The following is a 24725-nucleotide window of genomic DNA, read 5'->3' on the forward strand; positions in this document are numbered from 1 at the left end:
AACTTACGGGGTCTGTAGCGGTATTGGACATTCCCACTTTTCGCAAGGTTATCCGACTCCGTCAGCCATCATGGTTTGCCGCCTGTTCCGGGGTTTGCCTTCGCTACCTCCGCACCCATCCTCACGGTCTGAGCACTATGCGTCAGCTACTACTTCCGCCGCCACGCGGTGTAGAGGAGACTTTCACTCCTTAGTCGAAGCGCTGCCAAGCGCACAAAAAGCTCCGCAACCGCGATAACGCGATTGCGAAGCTTACAGTCTTACTTATCTCCCAGAACGTTAACCAACAACTGCGCACTCTCTGCACGTGTAGCCGTTGCAGCGGGCTCAAGCTCCTCGGCGGATCTGCCTTGCATCCAGCCGCGGGCGACGGATACCCGAATCGCTTCGAGTGCCCATTCGCTGATCGCCGAAGCATCGCGGAACATCGCCAGATCATGCTCGCCTTCGACAGAACCGTACTTCTTCGTCCAAGCTCTGGTCAGCATCAACGCCATCTGTTCACGGGTAATCGGGCTGTCCGGATCGAAGCGGTCCAGATCCACCCCATCCACGATTCCTTCTGCGACCGCCGCGCTTATGACCGGATAGTGCCAGTCGTCTTTACGGACGTCGCGGAATCGGTTCATCGCCGTATCCGCCCTGTTCGTTAGACCGAATGTCCTCACGAGCATCGCAACAAATTGGGCTCGGGTGACGGTATCGCCCGGGGCGAAGTTTTGTTCGGTTACCCCTTGTACGACCTGCTTGGCGCTTAACGAACGGATCGCCGGATACGCCCAATGGGTAACCGGAACGTCCGCATAGGTGCGGTCGTACTCCAGCACCGCATACATACTGAAGTGCGTAAGCTCCGCATCCAGCTTATCTCCGTTACGTTGGCCGCCCGCGTAGTGCACCGTACCGTCATCGGCGATATAGTAAATGCCGAGCAGCTCCGCATCCCGGCTGTCGTCGAATTTCAACGAAAGCTGTATGGGCTGGTTGAAGCGGGTATAAGCGGATTTCGAACCGTCCGGGCGAACAGCCGACAGTTCCAGACGAACCGCTTCGCCGGCCGGACGAATCGTGATGTGGTTCGAAGCTCCGGCTCCTGCCGACAAGGCTCCGCCGATCTCACTTCCGCTCAAGACGTCGATCGTCAAGGCGATCTGCGCGCCGCTGTCGGCCGTGACGCCCAGCGCTTTGGAGAGTTCCTCCAGCAGCTTGGCGGGAATCCGGACCACCACGTTATTTTTGGATATTTCCAATACGGAGTCTTTCAATAGCTCAATCGCATGGACCGGTAAAATCAATTCTTTGTTGTCCGCCTGCAGAGTCAAACTGGTTTTACCGTCCTTTGGCCGCAAATCGCTTTCCTTAACCTGCTGCCGCCCTTCGCTCACAGGCGAAGGTTGAGGTACCGGTTCTGACGGAGCGCCCGGGCCCGGACTGGTGTCGTCCGTATCGGGCTCGCTCGGCTCCGGCGTTATCGAAGCTACCGTGACCGACACAGCTGAGCTTTTGCCCCCGTACACCGCCGTCACAATCGTCGAACCGGCCTGCATGCCTGTAACGTTCCACCCGTCAACAGACACAATCCCGCCGGGATTGGAAGATAACGTCACTCCATCAGGTACAAGGAAGCGATGACCGTTGTCAAACTGACCGTACACGAATGTCGTTACCGTCTCGCCGACCTCGATGTGCGTCTTGGCCAGTTCGAGCTCAATCGAATTCAGAACGGGCGCTTGCGGCTCCTCTTCGCTTACCGTGACAGTCATGTGGGCGATACTCCCGCCGTACACCGCTTGTACGACTGCGCTTCCGGCAGCATGAGCCGTCAGTTCCGTACCGGAAATCGAGACGATTCCGGCCGGCGCGGCACTTAATTCGGCCTGCGGAGAAACGTCATAGGCTAGCGGACCGTACGTTCCGCGGACTCGAACGGAGTGCTTGCCGCCCGGCTTCATATCCAGATGCAAGGTATCGAAAGCAAGGGCCGTCAACGGATGTACGGTAACCGCCGGCAAGTCGACGGTACCGCTTTTGCCGATTCCGTCCACCACGCTGTAAGCTTTATAGAGATGAGTCCCTGGAGCGGGTGCCGGTATCGTCACCGTAACGGGGTTCGCTTCTCCTGCCCCGACCGCCTGAGCAACGATCGCACCCCCTTCCTTCACGAGAATCGTCGAACCGTTCGTTGCCGTCACTTCGAACGAAATCGCGTCGCCTTGCGCAACGTGCGACACGGGGTCGCGGCTTACCGACAACGATGTGCGCTCTTCGGGCAATACGACCGTCGTTACGCTGGCGTTATCCGCATATACGGAAGCCACATACGAGCTCGCGCCGATCAGAATCAGCCGGATGAATTTCGCTCCGGCGGGCGCAGGAGTCTCCAGCGTTACCGTGTCCCACTGATTCATCGCAGACGTAATTTCCTTGCTCATCGCGACTCCCGGAACGACAGCCAGCTCCTTGCCCGAAGCATCATGGTAGCGCACTTGAAGGATCGGACGATTGGAGCTGCGGCCGGGAGGATTACTCGTCCTGTACACATCCAGGCTCGCCGTGTAGGTACGCCCCCCGATCACCGGAATAAGCGCGGAATCAACCGCGACCTCAAGCGCCGTCTCGTTATCGAATAACCGCAAGCTGCTCAAGCCGCTCTTCGCCCGGTCGGCGGACACTTCGACGGCGGCCTGCTTGCCGGTCAGCGTTTCGGGTTTCCGGATAGACCAGCCCGGAATGGTGCCATCGGCGGCAAGCGACTGCTCGAAGCCGGGATTTGCGACATCCAGCTCCTGGGCAGACGGCCCTTGGGGCGGCGCTTCCGTTGCGACTTTTTTGAACAGCTGCACGTTATCGAAATAGGACGTGCCTACCCAGGCCAGCGAGCAAAACAGCACCAGCTTGCCGGTCACGGCGCCTTCCGGCGCGATCGAGCTGAAATCCGCCTTCGCCCAGCGCTGGCTCGGAGATGAGAAGTAGTTGGCCGGGGCCGGCGTAACCTTGATTTCCTTGCCTGCCGCATCGTAATATTTCATCGAGAAAATCGTTCGGCCGCTGCTCAAATAAATATCCGCTTTTCCCGTATACTCCAGACCCGGAGTTACCGGAAACGGAATCGAAATTACGCCCGTCTCGGCCGCCGCGGACGTATCGGCAATTTTCAGGCTGTTTTGTCCTCCGTTTGCCTGCTCTTGCGTGACGTAATATTCCGCTTCGCCGGTCCGATAGCCGAATCGATCCCAGCCGGGAATCATTCCGTCGGCATTCGTCTGCTCGAAGCCGCCATTGACGATAGGCACCTCGACATCTGTATACACCGGCGGCCGTTCCTTCGATACTGTAATTTTTTTCAGCACGGACGCTTCATTGTAATAAAGGTTGCCGTCCGGACCGAGCACCATCAGATTCGTTTTCGTGCCGGGAATTTTCGCAAATGCCATAGTGGAAGGGTCAACGGCTACGATTTGGCTGCCGAGCGTCGTATACAAGATGCCCTCCGCATCCCAGCGCAGCTTTACCGGCACCCAGGAATGGTCGAATACCCAATCCGTGGACGTAATTTCCTTTTGCTTGACGATCTCGTACGTATCGGGATTCATGGCGAAAATGGTGCCGTACGCCGCGCCCCAAAGGAGACCGTCCGGACCGAACGCCAAGCCGCCGATCGCTTTGGGCTTCGTCCCTCCGGCTTGCCGGATCTCAGGCACAAACTCGGCTACCTTCTGCTTGGCCGCGACGTCCCAGACGAACATTTTCGCCTCCTGCGCGGCAGGCTCGATCCCGAGTCCGCCCCACACCGTCGTGGAGCCATACAGTTTGCCGTTGCGATAAGCCAGCCCCATAATACTCTGATTGTCTACAACGTTGCGGAACGTCTCCCAAGCCGTTCCGTCATAGACGGAGATGGCTCCGCCGAGCTTGCCGAGCTTCGGAACCGTTCCTGTAAACAGCTTATTGTCCCCCGTCGTCAAAACAAACGGCCGGTCCTGCTCGAAGCCGATCTCGTGAATTTGACGCGGATTGACGCCGCGTTCGAGCGGCTTCGTCGTATCCAGCTCATGCATATGGGCGGACGGATATTCGCCGAAAATCATTTTGTCGCCGTAGGCGATCATCCCTTCGGCCTGGCCCATGCTGAACAGTTCTTTCTCTCCGGTGACGATATTATAACGCGCCCCGTAGCTGCCCTGGTATCCCGTACTGTACAGAAGTCCGTCCGGACCAAACTCCAGCGACTGAATCGAGACCGGCGTGCCGGGGACGACCGGCATCCAGGACTTGACGACGTTCGTCGTAAAGTTCGCCAGCGCTACCGCTCCGTTGAACAACACGGTCACGAGCGATTTTCCCGGAAGCTCCGGATCGCCTTGAACGTCCACCCAGGCGCCTCTGCGAAAGTAAGAGCCGAATACCGCACCGGTCGGCGCGGACACGCGCGTATCGAGGTCGAACGAGTGAAATTTCCCGTCTGCGACATAATACGTTTTTCCGTTCAACTCCGGCGAGACGTACATGCCGCGGTAATTATCGACCACATCCGGCAGCCACTCCTCCGCCGTCAGATCGTAAATGAGCAACTTGTTCGGAGTGGAGCTCATATGAATGAACAGAAAATCGCGAACGACGCTCATCGCATACACCGTCGGCTCATTTCCCGGGGTAAAGCCGGCGTTGGCCGGGAACGGGATACGGGTTTTGCTGCCGTCGGCGGGATTCATCTTGTACAGCTCGCCGATCGCACCAGTGCCTGCATACAGAAACCCGTTGTAATATTCGATAGCGCGAACATATTCCGTGGCCGGCGTCATCTTGCCGTAGTCCGATAGCTGGTTCGTCCGGGGATCGTATTTAAAGACCGCCCCTGTCGGATACGTTCCGCCGTATACGACTCCCTGCTCGTCCACCGTCAGACCGTACAAGGTGGAGGAGCCTGCGGGGGACCCGAGATTGGTGACCGTTTTCGTAACCGGCGAGTACCGGAACAAATACTTGGCGGAGGTGATGTAGACTTGACCTTGCGCGTCGACGACATGACCCCAGGATTGCCCTCCACCGACCAGAGGAAGCGAACGGATCAGGCCGTAGTTGCTCAGATCGACCACATTGAAATAGGCCGGGTTGTCCGCCACGTTCGGATTTCCCGTTACGGTGGTGTACAAGACCGGCTTCCCGTCCTCGAAGCCGTAAGAGCTGTCCACGACGGCAGGCGTCGTCACCATCGTCCCGATATCCTCGGGCGGCGAGAACGATCTCGGCACGACATCGGCGGCGGCGGCTTGCGCCGGCACAGCCGGGAGCAGCGGCACTGCCGCTGTGACGGCAATAGAAGCAATCAGCAGCCCGGCCGCGGCCTTGCGGAATTTTCGCATAGCTTTTGGTAGCATGGAACGCACTCCTTCATTATCGTATGATCCGTTCAACTACTCGAACAAGCTTTCGTTCAACAAGCCCAGGAGCAGTCCGGCCGAAGCGATCGCATTCGTCCAGCCGCTCTCGATACAGTACGGCCCCCACCCCGTGTCTCCGTTGTTGCCGAAGTATTCGTCGCGATCCATATCGTAGGCCCGCATCCATCCTCCGTTAAACCGTGAATCCGAACTGCGGATCTGGATGTTGCACATAAACTCCGACAAGATGCGGTACAGCTCGGCATATTTTCCGTCGCCGGTCGCCTTCCAGGCTTCCCAGCTGTTCATCAGCAGGAAATTGTTCGTATACAGCTGGTCGGCGATGCCTTAGCCATTGAACAGGAAGACGCCGGCATCCTCTTTGCCGAACCGGTTCGGGTCCGGATTGTCCGCTTCCTGAATGCCACCTGCCGCATGCTGGTGGGACAGCAAATAGTCGGTGATTCTTTCCAGGCCCGCCGCGATTCCGCCGGTGCTGTCATGCTTCGCCAAAAAGCCGAACGGCAAAATCAGCCGGTTGAGACCGGATGTCCGGCTGTACATGAAGCGCAGCTCTTGTTCGTGCGCCAGCAAATAGTTCGCGCCCCTCAGGGCAGTGTCCAGATAGTCCCGCTCTCCCGTAACGAGGTAAGCCTGAATAAACGCGGCATGGGCGATACTCTCGAAATGCGGATTCATGCTCGGCGGAAGCTCCCGCGAGGCGCGTTCGCGCCCGATGGCCGCGAGCTGCGAACCCGTCAAAGGTAAGGTCCGAATTCGAGCCAGCTCTCGGTATAGATCGGGAACCCGGCGGCCATGCTTCCTTCCCATTCCAGCAGCGAGCCTGCAGGCAGCCCGTTCCTGGGTTCGGTCAGGCGCAGCTTTTCCAGCGTCCTGCGGGTTTTGGGGAAGTCCTGTTTCCACCCGAACAGGCGCGAGGTGGGAAAATCGAACGCGCTGACCGCTTCCGCGTACAGCTTTCCCCCAGACTCCACATAGTTCCACAGCCGGGTGACGTTCTCGTGCGAAAGAACCGTTTCCTCCTCAAGCTTCGGCGTGCCGATCAGCAGAACGGCTCCGTATGGCTCCAGCGGCTCACTGTCCAGCTTCTCGAGCGGGAACGCTTTCATTTCCCCGGCCGGTTTGTAATGAAGCGGTTCTGCCGAAAATACGGCTGTTTTCATCGGGTCTCTCCTCCTCGTCCCCACGAGTGCAATACAAATTTTCAAACGCGTATTGTGGTTCATATGTAGTATTTTAATTCTGAGTGAATAATAGCATAATTATTTTTATACGGTCAATTGGTTTTTTGTAGTCTTGTCAATGAGAATAAAACTCTGTTGCAGAAGCGGCGTGCGAGGATTCACTTAACCGGTGATTCTCCTTGGCCGGGCTTCCCTTAGGCGGGGATTCCGGCTCGCCATAGCGCTTGGCATTGTGCTGCTGGGGCTGTTGGGACTGTTGGGACTGTTGGGACTGTTGGGGTTGGCGTCTTGTCGAGTCTGTAAGGATTGCTTGAGGAGCAAGGGAGAAAGCGGCAAGAACCGCCAAAGTTACCAGGGTAGCAGAACAGCCAAGTTCGCCAGAGTTGCAAAGGTCGCAAGGTTTGCAAAAGTCGCTAGGGTCGCTAGGTTTGTAAAAGCCGCTAGGGTTGCTAGGGGCAAGTCGCTTTTCGCGGCCGCGGCCGCCCTTCTGCCCTGCGTATAGCCGGGAAAGATCCGAATAGGAGCGGTTTGTACCCGTTATTTTGCCCAAAACCCGCTTGGATGAGGAAATAAGAGCGGTTTGGAGCTGCTAATATTCGAAAAAACGGAGGCAAACCCGGTCAACTGGTGGAAATAACAGGTACAAACCGCCTCTATTCGCCTCAATCCTCCGAATATGCCGAAGATAGAGGCTGCCAGAGACCCTTATTACGTTTGTCCGCCCAGTTGGCTACGAAACCACAAATAGCCCAGGCAAACGCAACCGTTCACCCGGGCTTCTTGTATCGTTCGTCCAATGAGATCTACGCGTTACACGGCACTTACACAGTCAACTGTTTATTAAACAAACGGATCAGCCCTTCCTCGTCGACCAATCGCGAGAAATATTGCCCCAGGCATCCGCCCAGTACTTGAATCTCGTCGAATGACAGCTTCAGCCGATCCAGCGATGCATAATGGGGAATCAATTCCCTGTGCAGCTCCAGGCGGGCCGGCTTGTTCGGTAATTCGGGCTGTTCCGACTCCGTTATCCATTTATTCGCAGGCAGACTGAACGAATGGCGGCGGATGAACGACTGGCTTTGCTCGGACAACAAATAATCCGCGAAGCAGCGGGCCTCCTCCTTCCGCGCAGACATCGACCCTACGGCGATGCCGGTCGCAAGCAGCAGCGTATCGCGGGTGCGCGACTTCGGAAGCTGAGCGATATCGAACGGGAAATCGGCGCCGATCAATTGATTCAACCGGTAATAGGTCGTCAGGATCACCGAAGCTTTCTGCTGCTTGAACAGTTTCTCGGCATCATGCTCCCCGAAGGACATCACAAGCGGGAACAAACCGTCCTCATGAATAAGCTCGCGGATGAACCGCAGCAAGCCCATCATCTCCGGATCGCCGATCGACAGCCGTCCGTTCCCGTCGCGTAGAAATTCCGCCTCGTTCTGCAGAAACAATATCGGCCATCGGGTGTAGGAGGACAGGTGGAAAAACAGGCCGAACCGGTTGGCCGAGGAAACCTTGACCAGCGCCTCGCGCAAATCGTTCCAATCCCAGCTGCTGTCCGGCTCGAACAGACGGCACTGGCGGAAATGCTCTTTATTGTAGCAGAGAATGACGGGTGAGAAAATAAACGGCCTGACCGCTACCTGATCGTCCCCGGTCGCAAATAATTCATTCAAGAACGGGTAAGTCTCTTGCGGCTTGGGGTACAACTCGAGCGCATGCAGGTTGTTGTTCTCGCGGAAATGCAGGTAATCGGTATGGTTCAGCGTAATGACGTCGACGATTCCGGATTGCAGCAGCTGATTGACGCTTTCCGCTTGAAAATAAGGAAGCTTCAGCGGCTCGACACGGATATGCGGATGCTGCTCCTGGAACCGTTCGATCAGCTGTCCGATATTCGCTTCCTCGTACAGGGAAGGATATACGCCGAAACGGACGGCCGCTTGCTGTGGACGCGACGCCACTTGCGTGCCGACTCGGGGGATTTTGTGAATGAGCCCGTCCTCCACCAGCTTCTCTAGTACGAGGCGCACGGAGTTTTTACTTAGCTGGAATTGATCCGCTAATGCCGTTTCCGCAGGTAAAAAATCGCCGGGCTTGTAAACTCCCTTCAGGATGTTCTGGCGGATGGATTGCATCAGGTCGTTCAATCGATTCTGAAACGTGTTGCGGTCAGGTTTGGCCATCTGTCTTGCTCCTATATGCTTGATTGGTTTTTGTAAAATATTCTCACGGATTCTGGTATGCATATAGTATACAAAAATGGCCGATTAATTGCTATATCGATCTATTATATAAACCAGATTCGATGATTTAGGGGAACTCCGCTTGTCCGAAACCGAAAAAAGACGCCTGACGGTCCAGCCGCCAGACGTCTTTGCTTCAGTGCAGGTCGAGTAACGTATTGCCTGCGGGCGCGCTCAGCACAGTAGCGGTCTTCAGCAGGTTAGCTACAGTGTCGTCCGAATAACATTCGGAGAACAGCGTATTCGTTCCCGGCTGAACGCTCCAAATGAACGTATGGCTCGCCGTTGCCGTATCGGCGGTATTGTAGAACATACAGCCGCGGAATAAGGTAGCCGGTTTGGTCGTTCCGTTCTCCTCGATGCGGATGGCGTAGTCGGATACGGCGATATCTTTCTCGAAGCGGCAGTTTACGAATTCGGTCATCATATCCCGATTGTCCGCGTTACGGACGATCCCGATTTTCTGCAGTCCGCTCAGCACCGCCTGCACCGAGTCGAAACGAATGCGCCCGGTCGTGCTCACTTCCATTCCCCCGGTTATCGAGCAGCGGGTCATATTCAAGTTGCCGGCAGTGGTCAGTTGTCCGATCGATTGTTCGTTTCCGGTAAAACGGCAATTGTCGAAGCTCGCCTCTTGAAAATCTTTGAGCACGATCACGTGGAGCAAGCAATTCCGGATCTCGAGCGTTGGCGTTCCTTGAAGCGCTTTCACAATAAGGGCAATATCGGCGTCGACGCAGGAGCAATCGTTCACGAACAATTGCAGCTTCGTGTTGTTGGATAAGACAATATCGCCGGAGGTGGCTGTTTTCGACCCCAGAAGTGCGGGATCGGCCGCGGAATGATCATACAGACAATCGCTGATCCGGATCGTCGCCTTCTTGTCGTTGCCTGCGCACAACACGCCTACCGCATTTTGTCCGGAAGCGGTTACATCTAACCGGAAATAACATTGATTGAGCGTGACCGTATCGTTTGCATGATAAGCGTTAATCGCCATTCCGATCCGCGAACCGAATACAAAGCAGCCGGTGCAGGTTACCGAGAAACGGTCCCCCTTGCTGTCACTTGCGATAATCCCGTACAGGCCGTTGCCGATTGCGACGCACGAATCCAGCACATACGGCGCCGTCGACGTATGGTACGGTCTGTTCACGCCGGGAGCGACTGTAAATCCGCAATGAGTGTTGTTCTCGGCTACGCACTGGGAGTAGGTGACGTTTTCCGAGTTTTCCGACCAGAAGCCCGCGTTAAATTCCGCGCCGCCGTACAGTCTAGACTGGTCATGCCCGTCATAAGCATGGCATTGGGAGAAAGAAACGTTCCAGCTCCCTTGCTCGCAGACGAATCCGATCCGCGTGTAATCATGCGCCGTGCACCGGTCGAACCGGACATGATCGCTTCCCGAAAGGTAGACGGCGTCGCCGTAATTGCCCCGCCCGCGCTTCATCAAGCAGTTCTCGACGATAACCCGGCTGCATCTCTCCATCCTCAGCGGCGACATGACACTGTTGCGAAACGTACAGTTGACGAGCCGGATATCGGTAGAGTAGTACAGGTAGCAGGCAAGACCGCCGGTGAATGAATTGTAATTCGAGCTATTCCAAACGGGCGGATCGGCGCTGACTCCTCCGTCAAACGTCATGCCTTCCAAGGAAAGTGCGGTTCTGCCGACCATCCTTACAAAATTATATTTGTTGTCGGTCGGTGTTATATTCTCCACGACGGCCTTGCCATGCGCAAACCAGGAAGTCGTTATAAGCAGGCCGTAAACTTTGTATGTACCTTCGGGGAAATACAATCGTTTGGATGCCGCCGCCGCCTCATTATCGGCCAGTTGGATCGCGGAGCTGTCGTCCGTCACGCTATCCCCTTTCGCTCCGAACCATCGTACGTTGTAGTAATCGATTTCCATAATACGTTTAAATCTCATTCCTCCGACCGTAACGAGCAGCGTGCCTGTGTTATCGGAAGACGTGGTGTCCAGCGGATCGTAGATGAAGTGACCTTCTTGCCCCGGGTCCGTCACCAAGTAAACGAAATCCGTATGAGGCGAAGCATCGGCTCTCAGTTCCGCCAACGTAGTCGGAACGACATAGGATAATTCCAGCAGTTCCTTCAGCTTGTGTTTGTCCGGCGGCCCTCCGTATACGGATTGCTGCACCGAATTGCCGGGGTTCCCTTGACCGTATGCAGTTCCGGACAGTTGACCGGGCAGCACGAATCCCGCTACCGCCGCCGCTCCTGTCAGCCCGATTGAGGCCAACGCTTGTCTCCGGTTGAGCCCGGTCCGTGCCGCCTCTGTCTTCGCGTTCTCCATCTTTTCTTGCTCCGTCTCTCCGATTTCCCGACTCATCCATTTCGCCTCCCGCGGATTAGGCCGAATTCGCCTTGAATTTGTCCAGTGAGCAGTTATGGCCGGCTATTCGCTCCCGTGTAAGCCTTCATTTTGTCAATTCCGTTCCAGCTTCGCCGACTCTGATGCGTATGGCCAGATCAGTATGTACCTCCTGACTGCGTATGGTGACCGAATTCTTTTTATCTTTCAGAACCAGCCATCTGTAATCGCTTACATTTAAATTGGAAAATCGGCCGCCTATTCGCGGCATCCTTGTTGATTCGGCTGGTCCTTTTGCGCCACACCTCCATGACTGCTCCCATTATGGCCGCCTTTGTATGGAAATCGATTTCTAGTTAATTAATAAAGAATACGATTTCTTATTGATTAATTGGCGTGATAACCGGATTAAACTAATACCTATGGGCTTATTATATTATACCTATTCTTTAAATGTAAACAAAAAAATCCCAAGAACGTCTGACCCGCTTTGGAGACAACCTTTTCAGTCGTACTCCCTCCCTCCAAGCGAGCGATAAACAATATTCGGCTAACCGAAAACTGTACCATTACCGCTTGGAGCAGCCTGTTCCGTAGGAGTCTAGGCAACTATCCATCCTTATATCTAAAGGGTTAAACTCTCTCCTGAGAACCCGGACAATACGTTTTATACAGCTGCTTCTTATGCGAGTAAGCTCCGTACAAACATCGTGTCATGTCTACCCGGAATTCGGAGCCCTTTTCCAGGTTTAATCGGGTTCCGGCTTGTCCAGCTTGTATTTGGGCCGGTAGTAGCTGGGCGGCTGACCGGACCAGCGGCGAAACTGACGGGAGAAATGATTGAGACTCGCAAATCCGAGACGACCGGCAATTTCGCCGATCGACTTGTCCGTATTCGTCAACAGCATTTTGGCGGTGTTCATCTTCTGTCTGCTGACATATTGCCGGGGGGAGATGCCATACACCTTCGTGAAAATCTTCGTAAACTGCGTGCGGCTCAAGCCCTGACGTTCGGCCAGCTCTGTAATCGTCACATCGGTGTACACCTGCTCGTCGAGCATACGCTCGATCGCATGGGCCGTATCGACTTCCGCCGCAGAGCTGTATGTGCCCGAAGCCGATTCGCTGCCGGGCGCCGCAACCGGCTGCTGTGCAACGATTTCCGAGATCGCGAGCGTCACATAAGCCTGCAGCGCAAGCCTGCCGTGCAGCGGCAATTGTTCCAGCCAAAACCGCTTTCGCCGCTGCACGGATTCCAGATGCATCACAGACTCGGGCACATGAACGCGCAGCAGCGCCTCGAGACGATAACCCAGTTGTTCCAGAAACGGAGAAGTGCGCTCTGACGCCTCGCGGAAGGAGATATGCTTGTAAGGCGCAGCGTGCAGCAGCTCGCGCAGCCCGTGGTCGTCGATATCGAAGTGGGCGTGAAAGAAAAAGTAAGTTTCCCCGCCACCGTTCCACAGCCGATGCTTGACACGCGATTTGATGACCAGCCAATCTCCGGGACGCAGCACCAACAGCTGCCCTTCCAGCTCCAGACGGATTTCGCCCGACCGGCAATGGAGCAGTTCGCAATACGGATGGTAATGTTTCTCGAACGACCATCCCGGCGTCCTGCTCCCGAAAATGCTGTTGAATACTTGAATCGTGTTGATCGTCTGCATAAAGGCTACGTCGATCGTCATTCCCTCGCCTCCCGCTCGTTGTTCTCGGTTTCAGCATAGCACAATCCCGGCACAAATGGTGTAGAAGTGGAGCGTTTCTCCAGATTGTAACCGCATTCATCGCTGACGTATGATAACGGGGAAAGGAAACCGCAACGTCGGCATCCAAGCGGAATAACCAATCGAAAGGGGTGAATGAAACTGGGTGGCTTTGAGAACATAATGCACAATGGGCGGATGACCGGAAAAAGGATCACCCTCCTGCTGACGCTGCTGCTGGCCTTCGGCGTTTTGCTTCCATCCGGTATGAAATCGTATGCGGATTCGGCTCCGATTCTGCCCAACGGCGGATTCGAATCGGGGCTGACGGGCTGGAAGCTTGCTTACGGCTCCGGTCCCTATGTAACAGCCACAAATCAACAGGCGTATGCCGGCTCGTACAGTCTCCGGGTTGAGGATACGTCGGTGTCGGATTCCCGCGGCGTCGAGAGCGAGAAATTCCCCGTCGTTGCCGGGGGGCAATACGAAGCGTCCGTCCAGATGCTGGTCGCAAGCGGAACCGGCCTCCTTTATCTTCGTTTTTATGACGCCGCCAATGTTCTGATCGACTACAAGTCGGCGGGAACCTCGGCGACGGCGGGACAATGGAAGGAAGTGAAGCTGTCGATGGCCGCCCCTCCCGGAGCCGTAACCGCCGGAGTTGCCCTCCATGCAACGAAGACGAACACCGGTGTCTCCTATTACGATGAAGTAAGCGTCAAGGAACGGGTTATCCTTCGCGGAACCGTTACCGATGCGGTTTACGCTACCCCGGTGTCCTGGGCCGACATTTATTTGTACGGTGCGGAAGATACCGGCTATACCGCCCCGCTCGACAAAGCTTTGTCGAATAAGGACGGCCTCTACTCGCTTCCGCTCGGCGTTACACAGGGCAGCTATGTGATTCGGGCGGCGAAGGACGGATATGTACGCGGGATGCAGGAAGTGAACGTCGGAGATGGAGGCGGCAGCAGCGTCGCTTTATCTATGACTCCGGACAGCGCGGCCGTGCGGTATCCGGTTAGCGGCCGCGTCCAGATTCCCGGCTCGGGCGGGGCGATAGCAGGCGCGAATGTGTTTTTGCACGACGACGACGATCTGGCCTTTACGTCGCCTCTCGGTACGGCAGCATCGGCCGCAGACGGAACGTTTGAACTCGATATGCTTGTCGCCAGCGGCACCTATGTGGCCCGTGCCGTTCAACCCGGCTATTACACAACGACAGTTCCCGTAACGGTACGCGATGCCGCAAACAGCGGCGTGCTTTTTCAGATGGTGCCGCAGGCAAATGTAACGACAGCCGCTATGCCGGCTCCGCCGCCGGTACATCCGCGGCTGTATGCAACGCCCGGTTTCATTCCGCAATTGCAAGCGAGGCTGGAACATCCCGTTCTGGAGCCGATCTGGGATCAGCTGAAACAGCTCAGTGATATTCCCGTCTACTCCGGAAAAAGCAGCGGCAGCACGCTCGCCATCGAGCGATACGCCTTCCCGGAGCCGGAGGAAGCGCGGTTTGTCAAAATCGTTGGACGCGGCAACTCGGTTAATGACTGGAACTCGATTACGGAAACCGAGCTGTATACACGCGATTCCCAACAAAACTTGCAGAAGCTGGCCGTAAGCGACGTTTCCTGGAGCAGCCAGGACGGCGTCTACGGCGGAGACAATACGATCGATGGCGATACGGGAGCCGCCTCTCGTTGGTCCGCGCAAGGGCTCGAAGAATGGAATCAATACAAACTAAGCGTAACCGAGCAGGTGTATGAAATCGGCGTAGCCTGGCATTCCGGCAATACGCGGAAGTCCTACTTTGACGTCTATATTTCCGGCGACGGCGCGGAATGGACATGGGTCGATCTCGGACTGGGCAACGCCCCCGGGCAGCTGGAGCCGCCTGCTGCGGGCAAATCCAACTATTCCGCAGCGATCAAAAACGCCATCGAATACAACGCGATGAAATATTTGCTGGAAGGCGACGCGGGCAGCGGACGGCTCGCAATTGAAGCGGTCCTCCGCTTTATGGACTCCGTCGTATTTGCCGGCGCGGATACGTTCCGGCCGATGGGCGATACGATGCATGCCGCGGCTCTCGCGTACGATTGGTGTTTCCCCCTGCTGACCAGTGCGGAAAAAACGGAGTTTATCGCCAAGCTTAAACAGCTCGCCGGCCAAATGGAAATGGGCTATCCCCCCATCGGCGGAGGACCGATAAGCGGACATGCCGGGGAAAACATGCTGATGCGCGATTTGCTGTCGGCGGGCATCGCCATCTACGACGAAGACCCCGAAATGTACAACGTCACGGCCCAGCGCTTCTTTAACGAATACGTTCCGGCGCGCAATTTCTGGTATTTGTCGGGCATGCACCATCAGGGCGATTCGTACGGCGTCGGCGTCCGTTATTTGGGCGAGATGTGGGCGCAATGGATCTTCGTGCGGATGGGCTACGAAGACGTATTCATACCGGAGCAGGGGGACGTGCTGTACCGTGCACTGTACATGCGCAGACCTGACGGGCAGTGGCTGCGCGACGGAGACAGCTTCACGCCAAGCGCCAATCCGCCTGGAACGTACTGGAAATACCCGTCGACCTTGCTGCTCGCGACATCGTATTACAAGGACCCGTATTTGCAGGATGAATTTCTGCGGCAGTATACGCTTGGCTTGAATCCGCTGGCAGAGCTGCTGTTTCTCGATCCGGATCTCATTTCCCAGCCTGTAAGCGAGCTTCCGCTCACCCGGTATTTCGGCTTTCCTTATGGAAGCATGGTGGCGAGAACCGGCTGGAGCAGCGATACGCCGGCAGCGAGAGCCTCGGATGTCGTCGCCGAGATGAAGGTCGGCAATTACCAGTACGGCAACCACCAGCATCTCGATATGGGCAGCTTCCAGTTGTACTACAAGGGCGCTCTCGCGATTGACTCCGGCATGTATGCGGGGAAAAACGGAGGCTACGGAAGCGAGCACGACATTCATTATTACAAGCGGACGATCGCCCATAATTCGATGCTCGTCTATGATCCTGCAGAACGATTTTACAGCGGCTGGCGCAATGACGGCGGGCAGCGCAAGCTGGCGAATGTCCGTTATCTTGACGATCTGCTCGGCAAAAACTATTACAACGGACTCGTGCTCGCACATCAGATCGGCCCCGATCCGCTTGCGCCGGACCCGGATTTCAGCTATATCAAAGGGGATCTGACGGCTGCGTATTCGAGCAAGGTCAAGCAGTTTCAGCGATCCTTTCTGTTTTTGAATTTAAAAAATGCACAGCGGCCCGCTGCCATGATTGTGTTCGACAAGGTCGTTTCCTCCGATCCGAACTTTCGCAAATATTGGCTGCTGCACAGCATGGAGGAACCGCAAATCAGCGGCAATACGACGACGATCGTGCGCAGCGAGGACGGCTATGGCGGCAAGCTGGTGAACGACACTCTGCTGCCGGCGTCCGGCAACGCGCGGTTTGAAAAAGTAGGTGGTCCCGGCCATGAGTTCGATGTGTTCGGCGTCAACATTCCGCAAGTCCCGGTTAACCCGCCGGGCCAGCACACGATCGAGGCAGGCTCGTGGCGTGTGCAGCTGTCACCGGAAACGCCGTCTGAGAAGGATCATTTCCTGAATGTCATGCAGGTGCTGGACAACGACAGTACGCCGCCGCTAGTGGTCGCAGCGGTCGATTCCGAACGGATGGCCGGTGCCGCTATTGACGATTACGTCGTGCTGTTCGGCAAGTCCGGCGCCAAAGAAAGCGGTACGGTAACCTTTGCGACATACGGCTCTCAGGAGGAGCTGAAGTATGTGATAACCGATCTCGCTCCGGGTTATTGGCACATTACCGAAACCGGCGGAGCGCAGCGGGACGATATCGAAGTGAGCGAAGATGGCGGCGTGCTGTATTTCACAGGCGCTCCCGGCATGTACACCTTGACGTATATCGGAACCGGACCGCACTACGACCGAAAGCAAAAAGAAGGAGTTTTCGCATATGAGACAAAGCAGGTTAGCCTCAAGTCTGATCATCCTTAGCCTGGCGCTCGGCGCCTGTAGCAGCGGGAAGCCAAGCGAGCCCGGCAGCAGCCCCGGACCGGTTGAAACTGCCGCAGATATCGAGAAACAACCAGCTACGCTTACCTTTCTGCAAGCCAACTTGTCGGAGGAGCTGTTTAATCAGCGGTACGGCGATCAGATCCGCAAACGATTTCCTCATTATACGATCGAGTATTTGCCTACGACGAACGCCAATTACGCCGATACGATCGCATCCGCGTCTTCGATCGACGTGGTGATTGCCTCCGCGCAGGGCATGTACGCGAACTTGCAGGCTTTCAAGCTGGAAAGCGATATTCGCGACTTGATCGGCACCTACAAGTTCGACATGTCGCGATTCCCGGCATCCACTCTGGCCGCACAGAGCCCGGCCGGAGACGGAGCGATTTACGGCTTTCCGGTGAACGTCGGCGCGATAGTATTTTTGTACAACAAAGACTTGTTCGACAAATTTGGTGTGCCCTATCCGAAGGACAACATGACTTGGGATCAGCTGTACGAGCTGGCGCGCGTCATGACCCGCAAAGAAGGCGAACGCCAGTATCAGGGCTTGAGCATGGCCTTTGAGCATGTGGCCGGATGGAACCAGAAGTCGGCGCCCTACTTCGATTCGCAGACCGGAAAATCGCGGTTGTACCAGGATGACGTCAAAGACGTGTTTCTAAATGCGGCGAGATTTTGGCAGATTAGCGGCAACGAGCCGCCCGGGAATAAATATTCGCTCAACCCGATCCGGAACTGGTTCCTGAAAGACCAGACGACAGCGATGTATATCGATGCGGACGGCTTGATCCGCTTGACCGCAGATGCGCTGACGAACTGGGATATTGCCAAAATGCCCGTATTTCCGGGAAAAGAGGATGTGGGGCCGGCGCCGAATACGAACTATGCCTTTATCGCCCAGACGAGCAAAAACCGCGATGCGGCCTTCCAGGTTCTCTCCTATCTGGCTTCCGAGGAATATCAGCAATGGGCGGCGGAGCATCTGGGACTGCTGCCGGCATTAAACAACGCGGAGAAGCTGATCGGATCGTTCGGCAAAAACATCCCCAACTTTGCCAACAAAAATGTCAAAGCGCTGCTGTTCCCAAAATCGGCTGCCATTCAAAACACGCATCGGTTTTATGGAATCGCCGCCTCGGAGATGTCGAATGCGCTCAATGAGTATTTGGCCGGCAAAGATGTGAACTCGGCGCTTAGCGAAGCGTCCGAGAGGGCCGACAAGCGAGTAGCCGAGGCGCAAAGCGGAGCGAAATAAACGCATGCGGGCTATCACCGCATATCATGAACGGACTCGGCAATGGAAATGATTTAGGGACATCGGACGTCCTTTTTTCCAAACGAAAGGACCTCAAATTCCACGGTAAAGTGGAAGCTGAGGTCCTTTTTGTTAAGGAAGTTTGCGAATCCGTCAGTCCAGCAATTGTAGCTCGTACCGGTTGATCACGCTTTCGATGCTGTGCAGATCGGCACGGTACGGCGCGTGCACGACGATTTTGGACTCGGCGACATCGAGATACGCATGATGGTTCGAATAGTCGACATCGTACCGCGCTGCTTCAACCTCCCGCTGGGCGGTATGCCAAGGGCGCCTCGAATCGATAACCGTGACGCTGTCCCTGACGATGCTCAGCGTGTCCTTGTTAAGATCCGCGATGCATAGCGGATAACGCGGCATATTGCCGTTCGGATTGCCGTCCGTAATAATACCGACGAAATAGATCCGGCCTTGCTTGTCCTGTACGAGATCGGGGCTCGAGGAGGAGGAATACATCGGCCGCCCGTCCTCATAAGTCAGACGGACCGGCCGGCTCCATGCCCGCCCCTGATCGCGGGAGACACTGATGAATTTCGTCCCGGGTATGTCGGGCCGCTTCATATTGCTGCCGCGCAGCACCATGATTAACGTCCCGTCGTCCAGCTCTTGAATGACGGGTTCGTATACGCCCCGGGTGGACTCCTCGGGGGTCACCTCCGCATACGTGTCGCACGCTTCCCAATCGTATTGCAGCTTCTCCTCGTTCCAACTGCCGAGTAAACAGCCGGATTTGAAAAAGCCCATTCCCGTCGGATTGTAGATGTCCCCGTCAGCCCCGACGATTTGCACTTGTATGCCAACGGCCAGCTTGCCCTTGTTGGGGCCGTCGCCGCGAATTTTGTGCATTTTGAATAAGGAGGTCACCATGTTCACACCGTAGGTAATGCCGGGAAACATCCGGTCGCGGTCGTAGCCCTCTTCGTTCTGGTGCATATAGATGGCATCCGTCCAGGTAGCCCCGTTGTCGAAGGACAAGCAATAGTACATCCGCCTTTTTCTGAATAAGGAGTGAATCTCCCCGTTCTCCCACAGCATCTCCGTGACGATCCGGATCAACGCTCTGCTGTCCTCGTCATACATGCAGTCTCCGGCTATTTTACGCATCATATCGCGGCCGTGACCTACCCGATAAGGCAAGTCGAACACATCAATCTCCCGCCACGTCTTGCCGTTGTCCCGGGATACCCGGTACAGGACGCCCTCGCCGCTGTCGGATTTGCCGAATAGATTGACGAATTGCAGCAAGTTCCCGTATCCGGGACGGGACGGGTTGCCGGCGTAGACGGTAACGGCGTTAAGCAGGGCATAGCCGGGACGCGCGATCGCATTTTCGTGAACGGCAATCCCCGATATGCGGCTCCCCATTCGTTCAGCCAAGAGGCACACCTTCTTTCGTAAATCGGATCATTACTGCTCCATCCTTCCTGGAGACAGCGCAAAGCCAACGCTGCCCGCCACTTGGTGCAACTGAGTTTGGAAACGATTGTTTCGTCCATGAAAGTATGTGATGAAATGATGTGTCTTATTGCGTTACAGCGTTTCTTTAATCGTCAATTCGAGTATATAGTCTGCCGATCGCAGCTGTCAATCCTTCTCTGCACACGTTAAATCACTAAATAAAAGTCACTGGCAACCTCTATTTTTGACATATGGGGATGATAGAGACGGATAAAGGCGGTTTGCACCCTTTATTTCAACTATCTGGTCGGACTGCGCCACTTTCACTGATTTTAGCAGCTGCAAACCGCTCCTACTTCACCATCGAGGCGGATTTTGGACAAAATTGAAGCTGCTAATGAGGCTGTCGATTCATCGTGGACAACCAAGTGGAAAGGGAAAAGATTACCTTCTGGCGAGTTTTGTCTGGAATCCCCTACCTTACAATCGTTATTAAATCCAGAGATTCAGGACAACCTGACTGAGCAGAAGAAGGTAACTTTTCACTTGGAACGACCTGCTAACACTTCTACACAATGAATCGACAGTCTCGCTAATCGCTCTTATCCGGTTCCTTCCTCTCGAAAACAAAAAGAACCCCCAGTTCGAGAGGTTCTTGATTATCGCGGTTCACCTTGAATATTGTCGTCTCTCGACAAAAAAACAGTCAGTCTGGTTCTCGAGTCAGTCCGGTTCTCAAACCGGCTTCCCCGCGGATACATAACGTCTTAAGCCGAGCGTCCCTCTTTGTCGGCGTCTGCTGCCGGGGCCGCCTGATCCTCGCGGTTAATTTGAACAAAAAGCATTTTATCTGTATTCAAGTAGGTTTTGGCAAAGTTCAGCACGTCGTCTGCCTGAACCCCGCGAATCCGGGTGACAAAGCTGTCCGGATCTGCTTCTTCCTGATACAGATGCTTGATCGCCAGCCGCGAGTTGACGGCTTCCGGGTAGTCCTCCGCGATCAGGTAACGTCCTGTGATCGATTTTTTGGCCCGGAACAACTCGTCATCCTGCAACGGCTCCACTTTCAGGCGGTTTAATTCCTCCATAATGATACTGCGCGCCTCAGCGGTACGTTGCGGGTCCGTTCCGACATATCCGGTAATAAATCCTTCGCTGATCCATGGACTTAAACTTGCGCCTACATCGTAGGCCAGTCCCCGATCACCCCGGATTCGCTTACGCAATCTCGAAGCGCTGCCTCCGCCAAGCACATGCAAGGCGATAAAACCTGCGTATTTGTCCCCGGATTCGATGTCCGGTCCGTACATTCCCCAATGCAGCTGCGTCTGTCGGATGTCCCTTGCGATGTGTAGGGTACGGCCGTCAAGCGGACAGGGTCTAAGCTTCTCCAGGACAACTGGCGGAATCGGCTCGGAAGGCTTTGGAATCGACAACGATTCCAATACTTGCACTAACGCGGCATGATCAATATGGCCAGTAACCACAAGCACAATATTGCCAGGCTGATAAAATTGATTGTGAAAACGCAGCAAGTCGCTGCGGGTAATCGAGGATACGGTAGCTTCCGTCCCTAATCGGCTGGCCCGTTCCGGATGCATGCCGCTAAGCATCCGCAGCAATTCCCTTCTGCCATATTCCCGGGGATAATCCTCCGCGCGTTTGATTTCTTCAATAACTACGTTCTTCTCCTTGGCTATCTCGTCTTCGGGAAAAGTAGAGTGAAACACCATATCGGTCAGCAACTCCACGCCCTGCTTCCACTCATCGTATGGCGTATAGATAAAATACTTCGTACGGTCGTTGCTAGTAGCGGCGCTCCGGCGTCCGCCGCATTCCTCTACCAGCTCATTCATTCGTTCCTTCGTGCGCGTCGTCGTTCCTTTGAACAGCATATGCTCCAGAAAGTGGGCGATTCCGTACGGATAACCGCTCTCATAGTGCCCGCCGGCCTTCACCCAGTAACATATTAATGTAGATACAGCCTTCTCGTTATGGTCGGTAATGACGGTCAACCCGTTGCTCAGCACGGTCTTTTCCAAACTCATCCCTCCATCACAGGTATTGGTATTCCTTGGAATACAATCAAATCTACCCGATACGTTGACAAAAGTACAGTCTGTTTTCCCCATCCATTATATGGTATAATATAGGCATAGAAACAAAGAAAAGCGTCCCGCAGGATAACAGCGGCAGGCGCTTTTCTTTTGCATGAATGTCCACCTCCAACGGATGCGGCCAGTTCGGATCGTGGATTCGCACCCACGGCACGGCCAGCTCCTTGTAAGAATGGGTGACATCGATCACGTTGCCGTAACAAAGCGGACCGTTGTTCACGCCCTGCAGCGCCTTGACGGTTCCGATTCTCCTGGCAAAATCGATAGGATAACAGGATCGGTCATTTCGTCTGGTCCTCCCATTAAGCGCGAATAATCGCTATCGTCGTCTCGGTCAAAAGGCTCTGGATACAAGGAAGCGGCACGCCTCATGATGACCCATCTGGAATGCTCCGGTCCTTTTACGGGAAGGCGCGTCGGGATTGCCTTGCCTGAAGGCAGCAAGGGTGAGAAGGCTGGCTGGAGTTTGAATCAGTGATATTCCTATGATGTAAAACCGCCCAATTGGGCGGTTTCAATCATAGGACGATACATAAACATTTGGATGGCGCTCGGGATAACATAAATCCGAGAACTCTATACAAAAGATAGCACCCGGAAAGCAACAGTTGATAAATCTAAGCTCCTGATCGCGCTATTTTCCCTACTCGAATAATAACGCTTAACTTTTTACTTTACTGGAATATAAATCTTAAAGCGGCCTGTGGTTTTCTCAAAATCAAATTTTCCATCATATTTCTCAAAATGTACGATCTCTAGTTCTCCTTCCCCGCCAGTTAATTCATTTCAAATTCGTTGAAAAGTTTGAGGTTCGATTTGGAAACCCGATAACCCTGAAATCCGTTGCTTAAGATCTCCTCATTCTTTTTTCATCATTTCCACCATTACCTGATGTCAAAATCGATATTTGTACGCGAACCAAGGCGAAGGTTCAATCGTTCAATATCGCCAGATCAAGCCGACTGATGCGCTCAGGCTCGGAGACCAGGTCGACTTCGGTAATCTTTCCGTGTCTCATCGCAAATTGGAGTACATAAAGCAATCTTCCTTGAGGAGCCACAATGATTCCTACTTTTCCGTCAACAAGAGCTAATTGCGCAGATTTCCGTGCTCGTCCCGAAATTTGATTCGCAAGAGCAACAGCACCTCGCGTTACACTTGAAGAACCTGTTTGACGATCGTCGCGAAGCAGTACTTGCGGATCGAGCGCAGCTACTAAAGCATCGAAATCGCCTGCATGCGCTGCAGCTAGAAAAGCTTGAACGACGTCACGTTGGAGAGTAAGGTCGACTTTTTGTTTATTAACTTTCGCCCCTCGAACCCGGTGACGTGCCCTGCTCGCGAGCTTCCTTGTAGCGGCCTCCGACTTCCCTACAATAGGAGCAATCTCATGGAAGGGCATAGCGAAAACATCGTGCAGCACAAACGTGATACGCTCCGCTGGCTTCAGGTTACCAAGCACGACTAGCAGAGCAACACCGACAGAATCGGCCAATATGACTTCTTGTTCGGGGTCGACTCTATCCTCTTGGCCCGTGAATGCACCGGGCAATAAAGCCTCCATCGAATCTTCGCGCCTGGATTTTCGCGTTCGTAACATGTCGAGACAAAGCCGTGAAACAACAGTGGTCAACCATCCTCCTATGTTCTCAATGCCACTTGCATCCGCACCACTTAGACGTAGCCAAGACTCCTGCACCGCGTCCTCCGCTTCGTTCAATGACCCGAGCATTCGATAGGCGACGGAAAGAAGATGCTTGCGGTGTTCTTCGAATCTAGTTGCCAACCTTTCCTGTTCGTTCATCATTCTTACTCCTCCGCAAAAATAAAAGAGCTTCTTCAGTATTGACGGATGAAACCTGAACAATGTGACAAAGCACCGGTCCAATATTCGTTTTCGTTTTTATAAAAAGCTATGTTAAATTCTAATGTTGATTTATGACGATAAGAAAACCGCCTCAGCGGCGGTTTATTTAGCTATCGTTCCCAGTTACTTCAACAATTGTGCCCATACCATCTTTCCATCACTAAAAGTTCCCGTCCAAATATTGTCTGTTTTAGAATTATGGAGATAATGTTCATACATTAGTTTTAAACTCAAGGACATCTGCAAATTAGCTATTTCTGATAATTTCACCCAATGTAATTCACCTTCATCGCAACTACTTAGAGATCTAGTGTTCGAATCGCCAAAAAAAATATAATGTTGGTTTAGTTCATCTTCCTTTTGTCGCAGTAGTATGTATCGCAATGTTAAATTTTCAATTTCAATAAGAGATATACCCGTCTCTTCTTCTATTTCACGTAAACAAGAATTTTCGGGTGAGCCATGCTCGTGTGGCTCTACATGACCTCCGATACACGACCATAAGCCCGGGGCTATCTTTTTGTTTTTCGATCGTTTGAGCATTCATATCTCATCATTATTAATAAGAAAAGCTCCAGTCATTGTCCGAACACTTCTCATCGTATTAACCTCCGAATCCTGAATCAATCACTTTCCAGATTTCTCTATAAGTGTGATAAATCCTTTCTACATGTAGCATACCTTATCATTCAACAGACCGACCAGTTGTTGGCTGCCTGTTCGTTTTCATAACTGCCTCGCCACGCTAACCTGCCTGTTAGTTTAACAAGAATAAGCAGAAAGCCGAAGTTTGGTGTTCGTGTCGGTAACAGAAAACAGGCATGATTTGACCAACACTTGGATTTCGTCAATTGCTCGAACGATCTTTATCGTAGAACATTCGTTCGTAATAATCAATTTTGAACCTCTCATGACTAAAGACACGAGATTCTTGGGTAGTCCCTTCTAACGAAGAGAAGTTCACCAAGCTAGCCCTGTCGTTCCGACAGTTCGTGTAAGGATTACACAGCAAGAAGTCTTTTGCCTTCGGCAAGAATATTCAGGCTTGCGTTAAAGTCTCGGTCGTGATGCGCTCCACATTCCGGGCAGTCCCATTCAC

The 24725-nt window shown here is 54.1% G+C and carries 14 protein-coding genes; 2 read left to right on the top strand and 12 right to left on the bottom strand.

Annotation, left to right across the window (positions count from 1 at the left end):
• Positions 1-260 precede the first annotated feature (260 nt).
• The 7 genes from AC3Y2E_RS33445 to AC3Y2E_RS33475 form a co-directional block, all read right to left on the bottom strand.
• Complete coding sequence (locus tag AC3Y2E_RS33445) at positions 261-5378, bottom strand: S-layer homology domain-containing protein (protein WP_379217566.1); 5118 nt, start codon at positions 5376-5378, stop codon at positions 261-263.
• A gap of 36 nt (positions 5379-5414) precedes the next feature.
• Positions 5415-5690, bottom strand: coding sequence for a hypothetical protein (locus AC3Y2E_RS33450; RefSeq protein ID WP_379217568.1), 276 nt, complete (start codon positions 5688-5690; stop codon positions 5415-5417).
• Between the two features lie 39 nt (positions 5691-5729).
• Positions 5730-6080: a hypothetical protein gene (locus AC3Y2E_RS33455; protein ID WP_379217570.1), complete on the bottom strand. Its 351-nt coding sequence runs from the start codon at positions 6078-6080 to the stop codon at positions 5730-5732.
• Positions 6081-6139: 59 nt separating this feature from the next.
• Positions 6140-6565, bottom strand: a complete 426-nt coding sequence (locus AC3Y2E_RS33460; protein ID WP_379217572.1) for a hypothetical protein — start codon at positions 6563-6565, stop codon at positions 6140-6142.
• A gap of 842 nt (positions 6566-7407) precedes the next feature.
• Positions 7408-8775 carry an extracellular solute-binding protein gene (locus tag AC3Y2E_RS33465; RefSeq protein WP_379217574.1) on the bottom strand — a complete coding sequence of 456 codons (1368 nt, stop codon included), beginning with the start codon at positions 8773-8775 and terminating at the stop codon, positions 7408-7410.
• 196 nt (positions 8776-8971) lie between these two features.
• Positions 8972-11191 carry a right-handed parallel beta-helix repeat-containing protein gene (locus tag AC3Y2E_RS33470; protein WP_379217576.1) on the bottom strand — a complete coding sequence of 740 codons (2220 nt, stop codon included), beginning with the start codon at positions 11189-11191 and terminating at the stop codon, positions 8972-8974.
• 731 nt (positions 11192-11922) lie between these two features.
• The gene (locus AC3Y2E_RS33475) at positions 11923-12861 is read right to left on the bottom strand and encodes an AraC family transcriptional regulator (RefSeq protein ID WP_379217578.1); all 939 of its coding nucleotides are present in this window, start codon (positions 12859-12861) and stop codon (positions 11923-11925) included.
• A gap of 216 nt (positions 12862-13077) precedes the next feature.
• Between AC3Y2E_RS33475 and hepB the strand changes: the two genes are divergently transcribed.
• Together hepB and AC3Y2E_RS33485 are read left to right on the top strand one after the other, a co-directional pair.
• Complete coding sequence (gene hepB, locus AC3Y2E_RS33480) at positions 13078-16905, top strand: heparin/heparin-sulfate lyase HepB (protein WP_379217580.1); 3828 nt, start codon at positions 13078-13080, stop codon at positions 16903-16905.
• Positions 16865-18184, top strand: a complete 1320-nt coding sequence (locus AC3Y2E_RS33485) for an ABC transporter substrate-binding protein (RefSeq protein ID WP_379217582.1) — start codon at positions 16865-16867, stop codon at positions 18182-18184. The genes hepB and AC3Y2E_RS33485 overlap by 41 nt, the downstream gene beginning before the upstream one ends.
• Before the next feature lie 153 nt (positions 18185-18337).
• On the opposite strand, the gene AC3Y2E_RS33490 is transcribed toward AC3Y2E_RS33485, so the two are convergent.
• The 5 genes from AC3Y2E_RS33490 to AC3Y2E_RS33510 all read right to left on the bottom strand — a co-directional run.
• Positions 18338-19621, bottom strand: a complete 1284-nt coding sequence (locus AC3Y2E_RS33490; protein WP_379217584.1) for a sialidase family protein — start codon at positions 19619-19621, stop codon at positions 18338-18340.
• Positions 19622-20409: 788 nt separating this feature from the next.
• Positions 20410-21684, bottom strand: coding sequence for a M16 family metallopeptidase (locus tag AC3Y2E_RS33495; protein ID WP_379217586.1), 1275 nt, complete (start codon positions 21682-21684; stop codon positions 20410-20412).
• Positions 21685-22690: 1006 nt separating this feature from the next.
• On the bottom strand, positions 22691-23563 hold the full coding sequence (locus AC3Y2E_RS33500) for a sigma-70 family RNA polymerase sigma factor (protein WP_379217590.1): 873 nt from the start codon (positions 23561-23563) through the stop codon (positions 22691-22693).
• A 186-nt stretch (positions 23564-23749) separates the two neighbouring features.
• Complete coding sequence (locus AC3Y2E_RS33505; RefSeq protein ID WP_379217588.1) at positions 23750-24169, bottom strand: NUDIX domain-containing protein; 420 nt, start codon at positions 24167-24169, stop codon at positions 23750-23752.
• A gap of 458 nt (positions 24170-24627) precedes the next feature.
• A partial coding sequence (locus AC3Y2E_RS33510) for a zinc ribbon domain-containing protein (RefSeq protein WP_379217592.1) occupies positions 24628-24725 on the bottom strand: 98 nt, incomplete at its 5' end.

The organism is Paenibacillus sp. MAH-35 (genome assembly GCF_058135425.1).

Bases quoted from the DNA above. Each gene is read 5' to 3' on its own strand.
- AC3Y2E_RS33445 (WP_379217566.1), bottom strand. From the start codon at position 5,378: ATGCTACCAAAAGCTATGCGAAAATTCCGCAAGGCCGCGGCCGGGCTG.
- AC3Y2E_RS33450 (WP_379217568.1), bottom strand. From the start codon at position 5,690: ATGAACAGCTGGGAAGCCTGGAAGGCGACCGGCGACGGAAAATATGCC.
- AC3Y2E_RS33455 (WP_379217570.1), bottom strand. From the start codon at position 6,080: ATGAATCCGCATTTCGAGAGTATCGCCCATGCCGCGTTTATTCAGGCT.
- AC3Y2E_RS33460 (WP_379217572.1), bottom strand. From the start codon at position 6,565: ATGAAAACAGCCGTATTTTCGGCAGAACCGCTTCATTACAAACCGGCC.
- AC3Y2E_RS33465 (WP_379217574.1), bottom strand. From the start codon at position 8,775: ATGGCCAAACCTGACCGCAACACGTTTCAGAATCGATTGAACGACCTG.
- AC3Y2E_RS33470 (WP_379217576.1), bottom strand. From the start codon at position 11,191: ATGAGTCGGGAAATCGGAGAGACGGAGCAAGAAAAGATGGAGAACGCG.
- AC3Y2E_RS33475 (WP_379217578.1), bottom strand. From the start codon at position 12,861: ATGACGATCGACGTAGCCTTTATGCAGACGATCAACACGATTCAAGTA.
- hepB (WP_379217580.1), top strand. From the start codon at position 13,078: ATGACCGGAAAAAGGATCACCCTCCTGCTGACGCTGCTGCTGGCCTTC.
- AC3Y2E_RS33485 (WP_379217582.1), top strand. From the start codon at position 16,865: ATGAGACAAAGCAGGTTAGCCTCAAGTCTGATCATCCTTAGCCTGGCG.
- AC3Y2E_RS33500 (WP_379217590.1), bottom strand. From the start codon at position 23,563: ATGAACGAACAGGAAAGGTTGGCAACTAGATTCGAAGAACACCGCAAG.
- AC3Y2E_RS33505 (WP_379217588.1), bottom strand. From the start codon at position 24,169: ATGCTCAAACGATCGAAAAACAAAAAGATAGCCCCGGGCTTATGGTCG.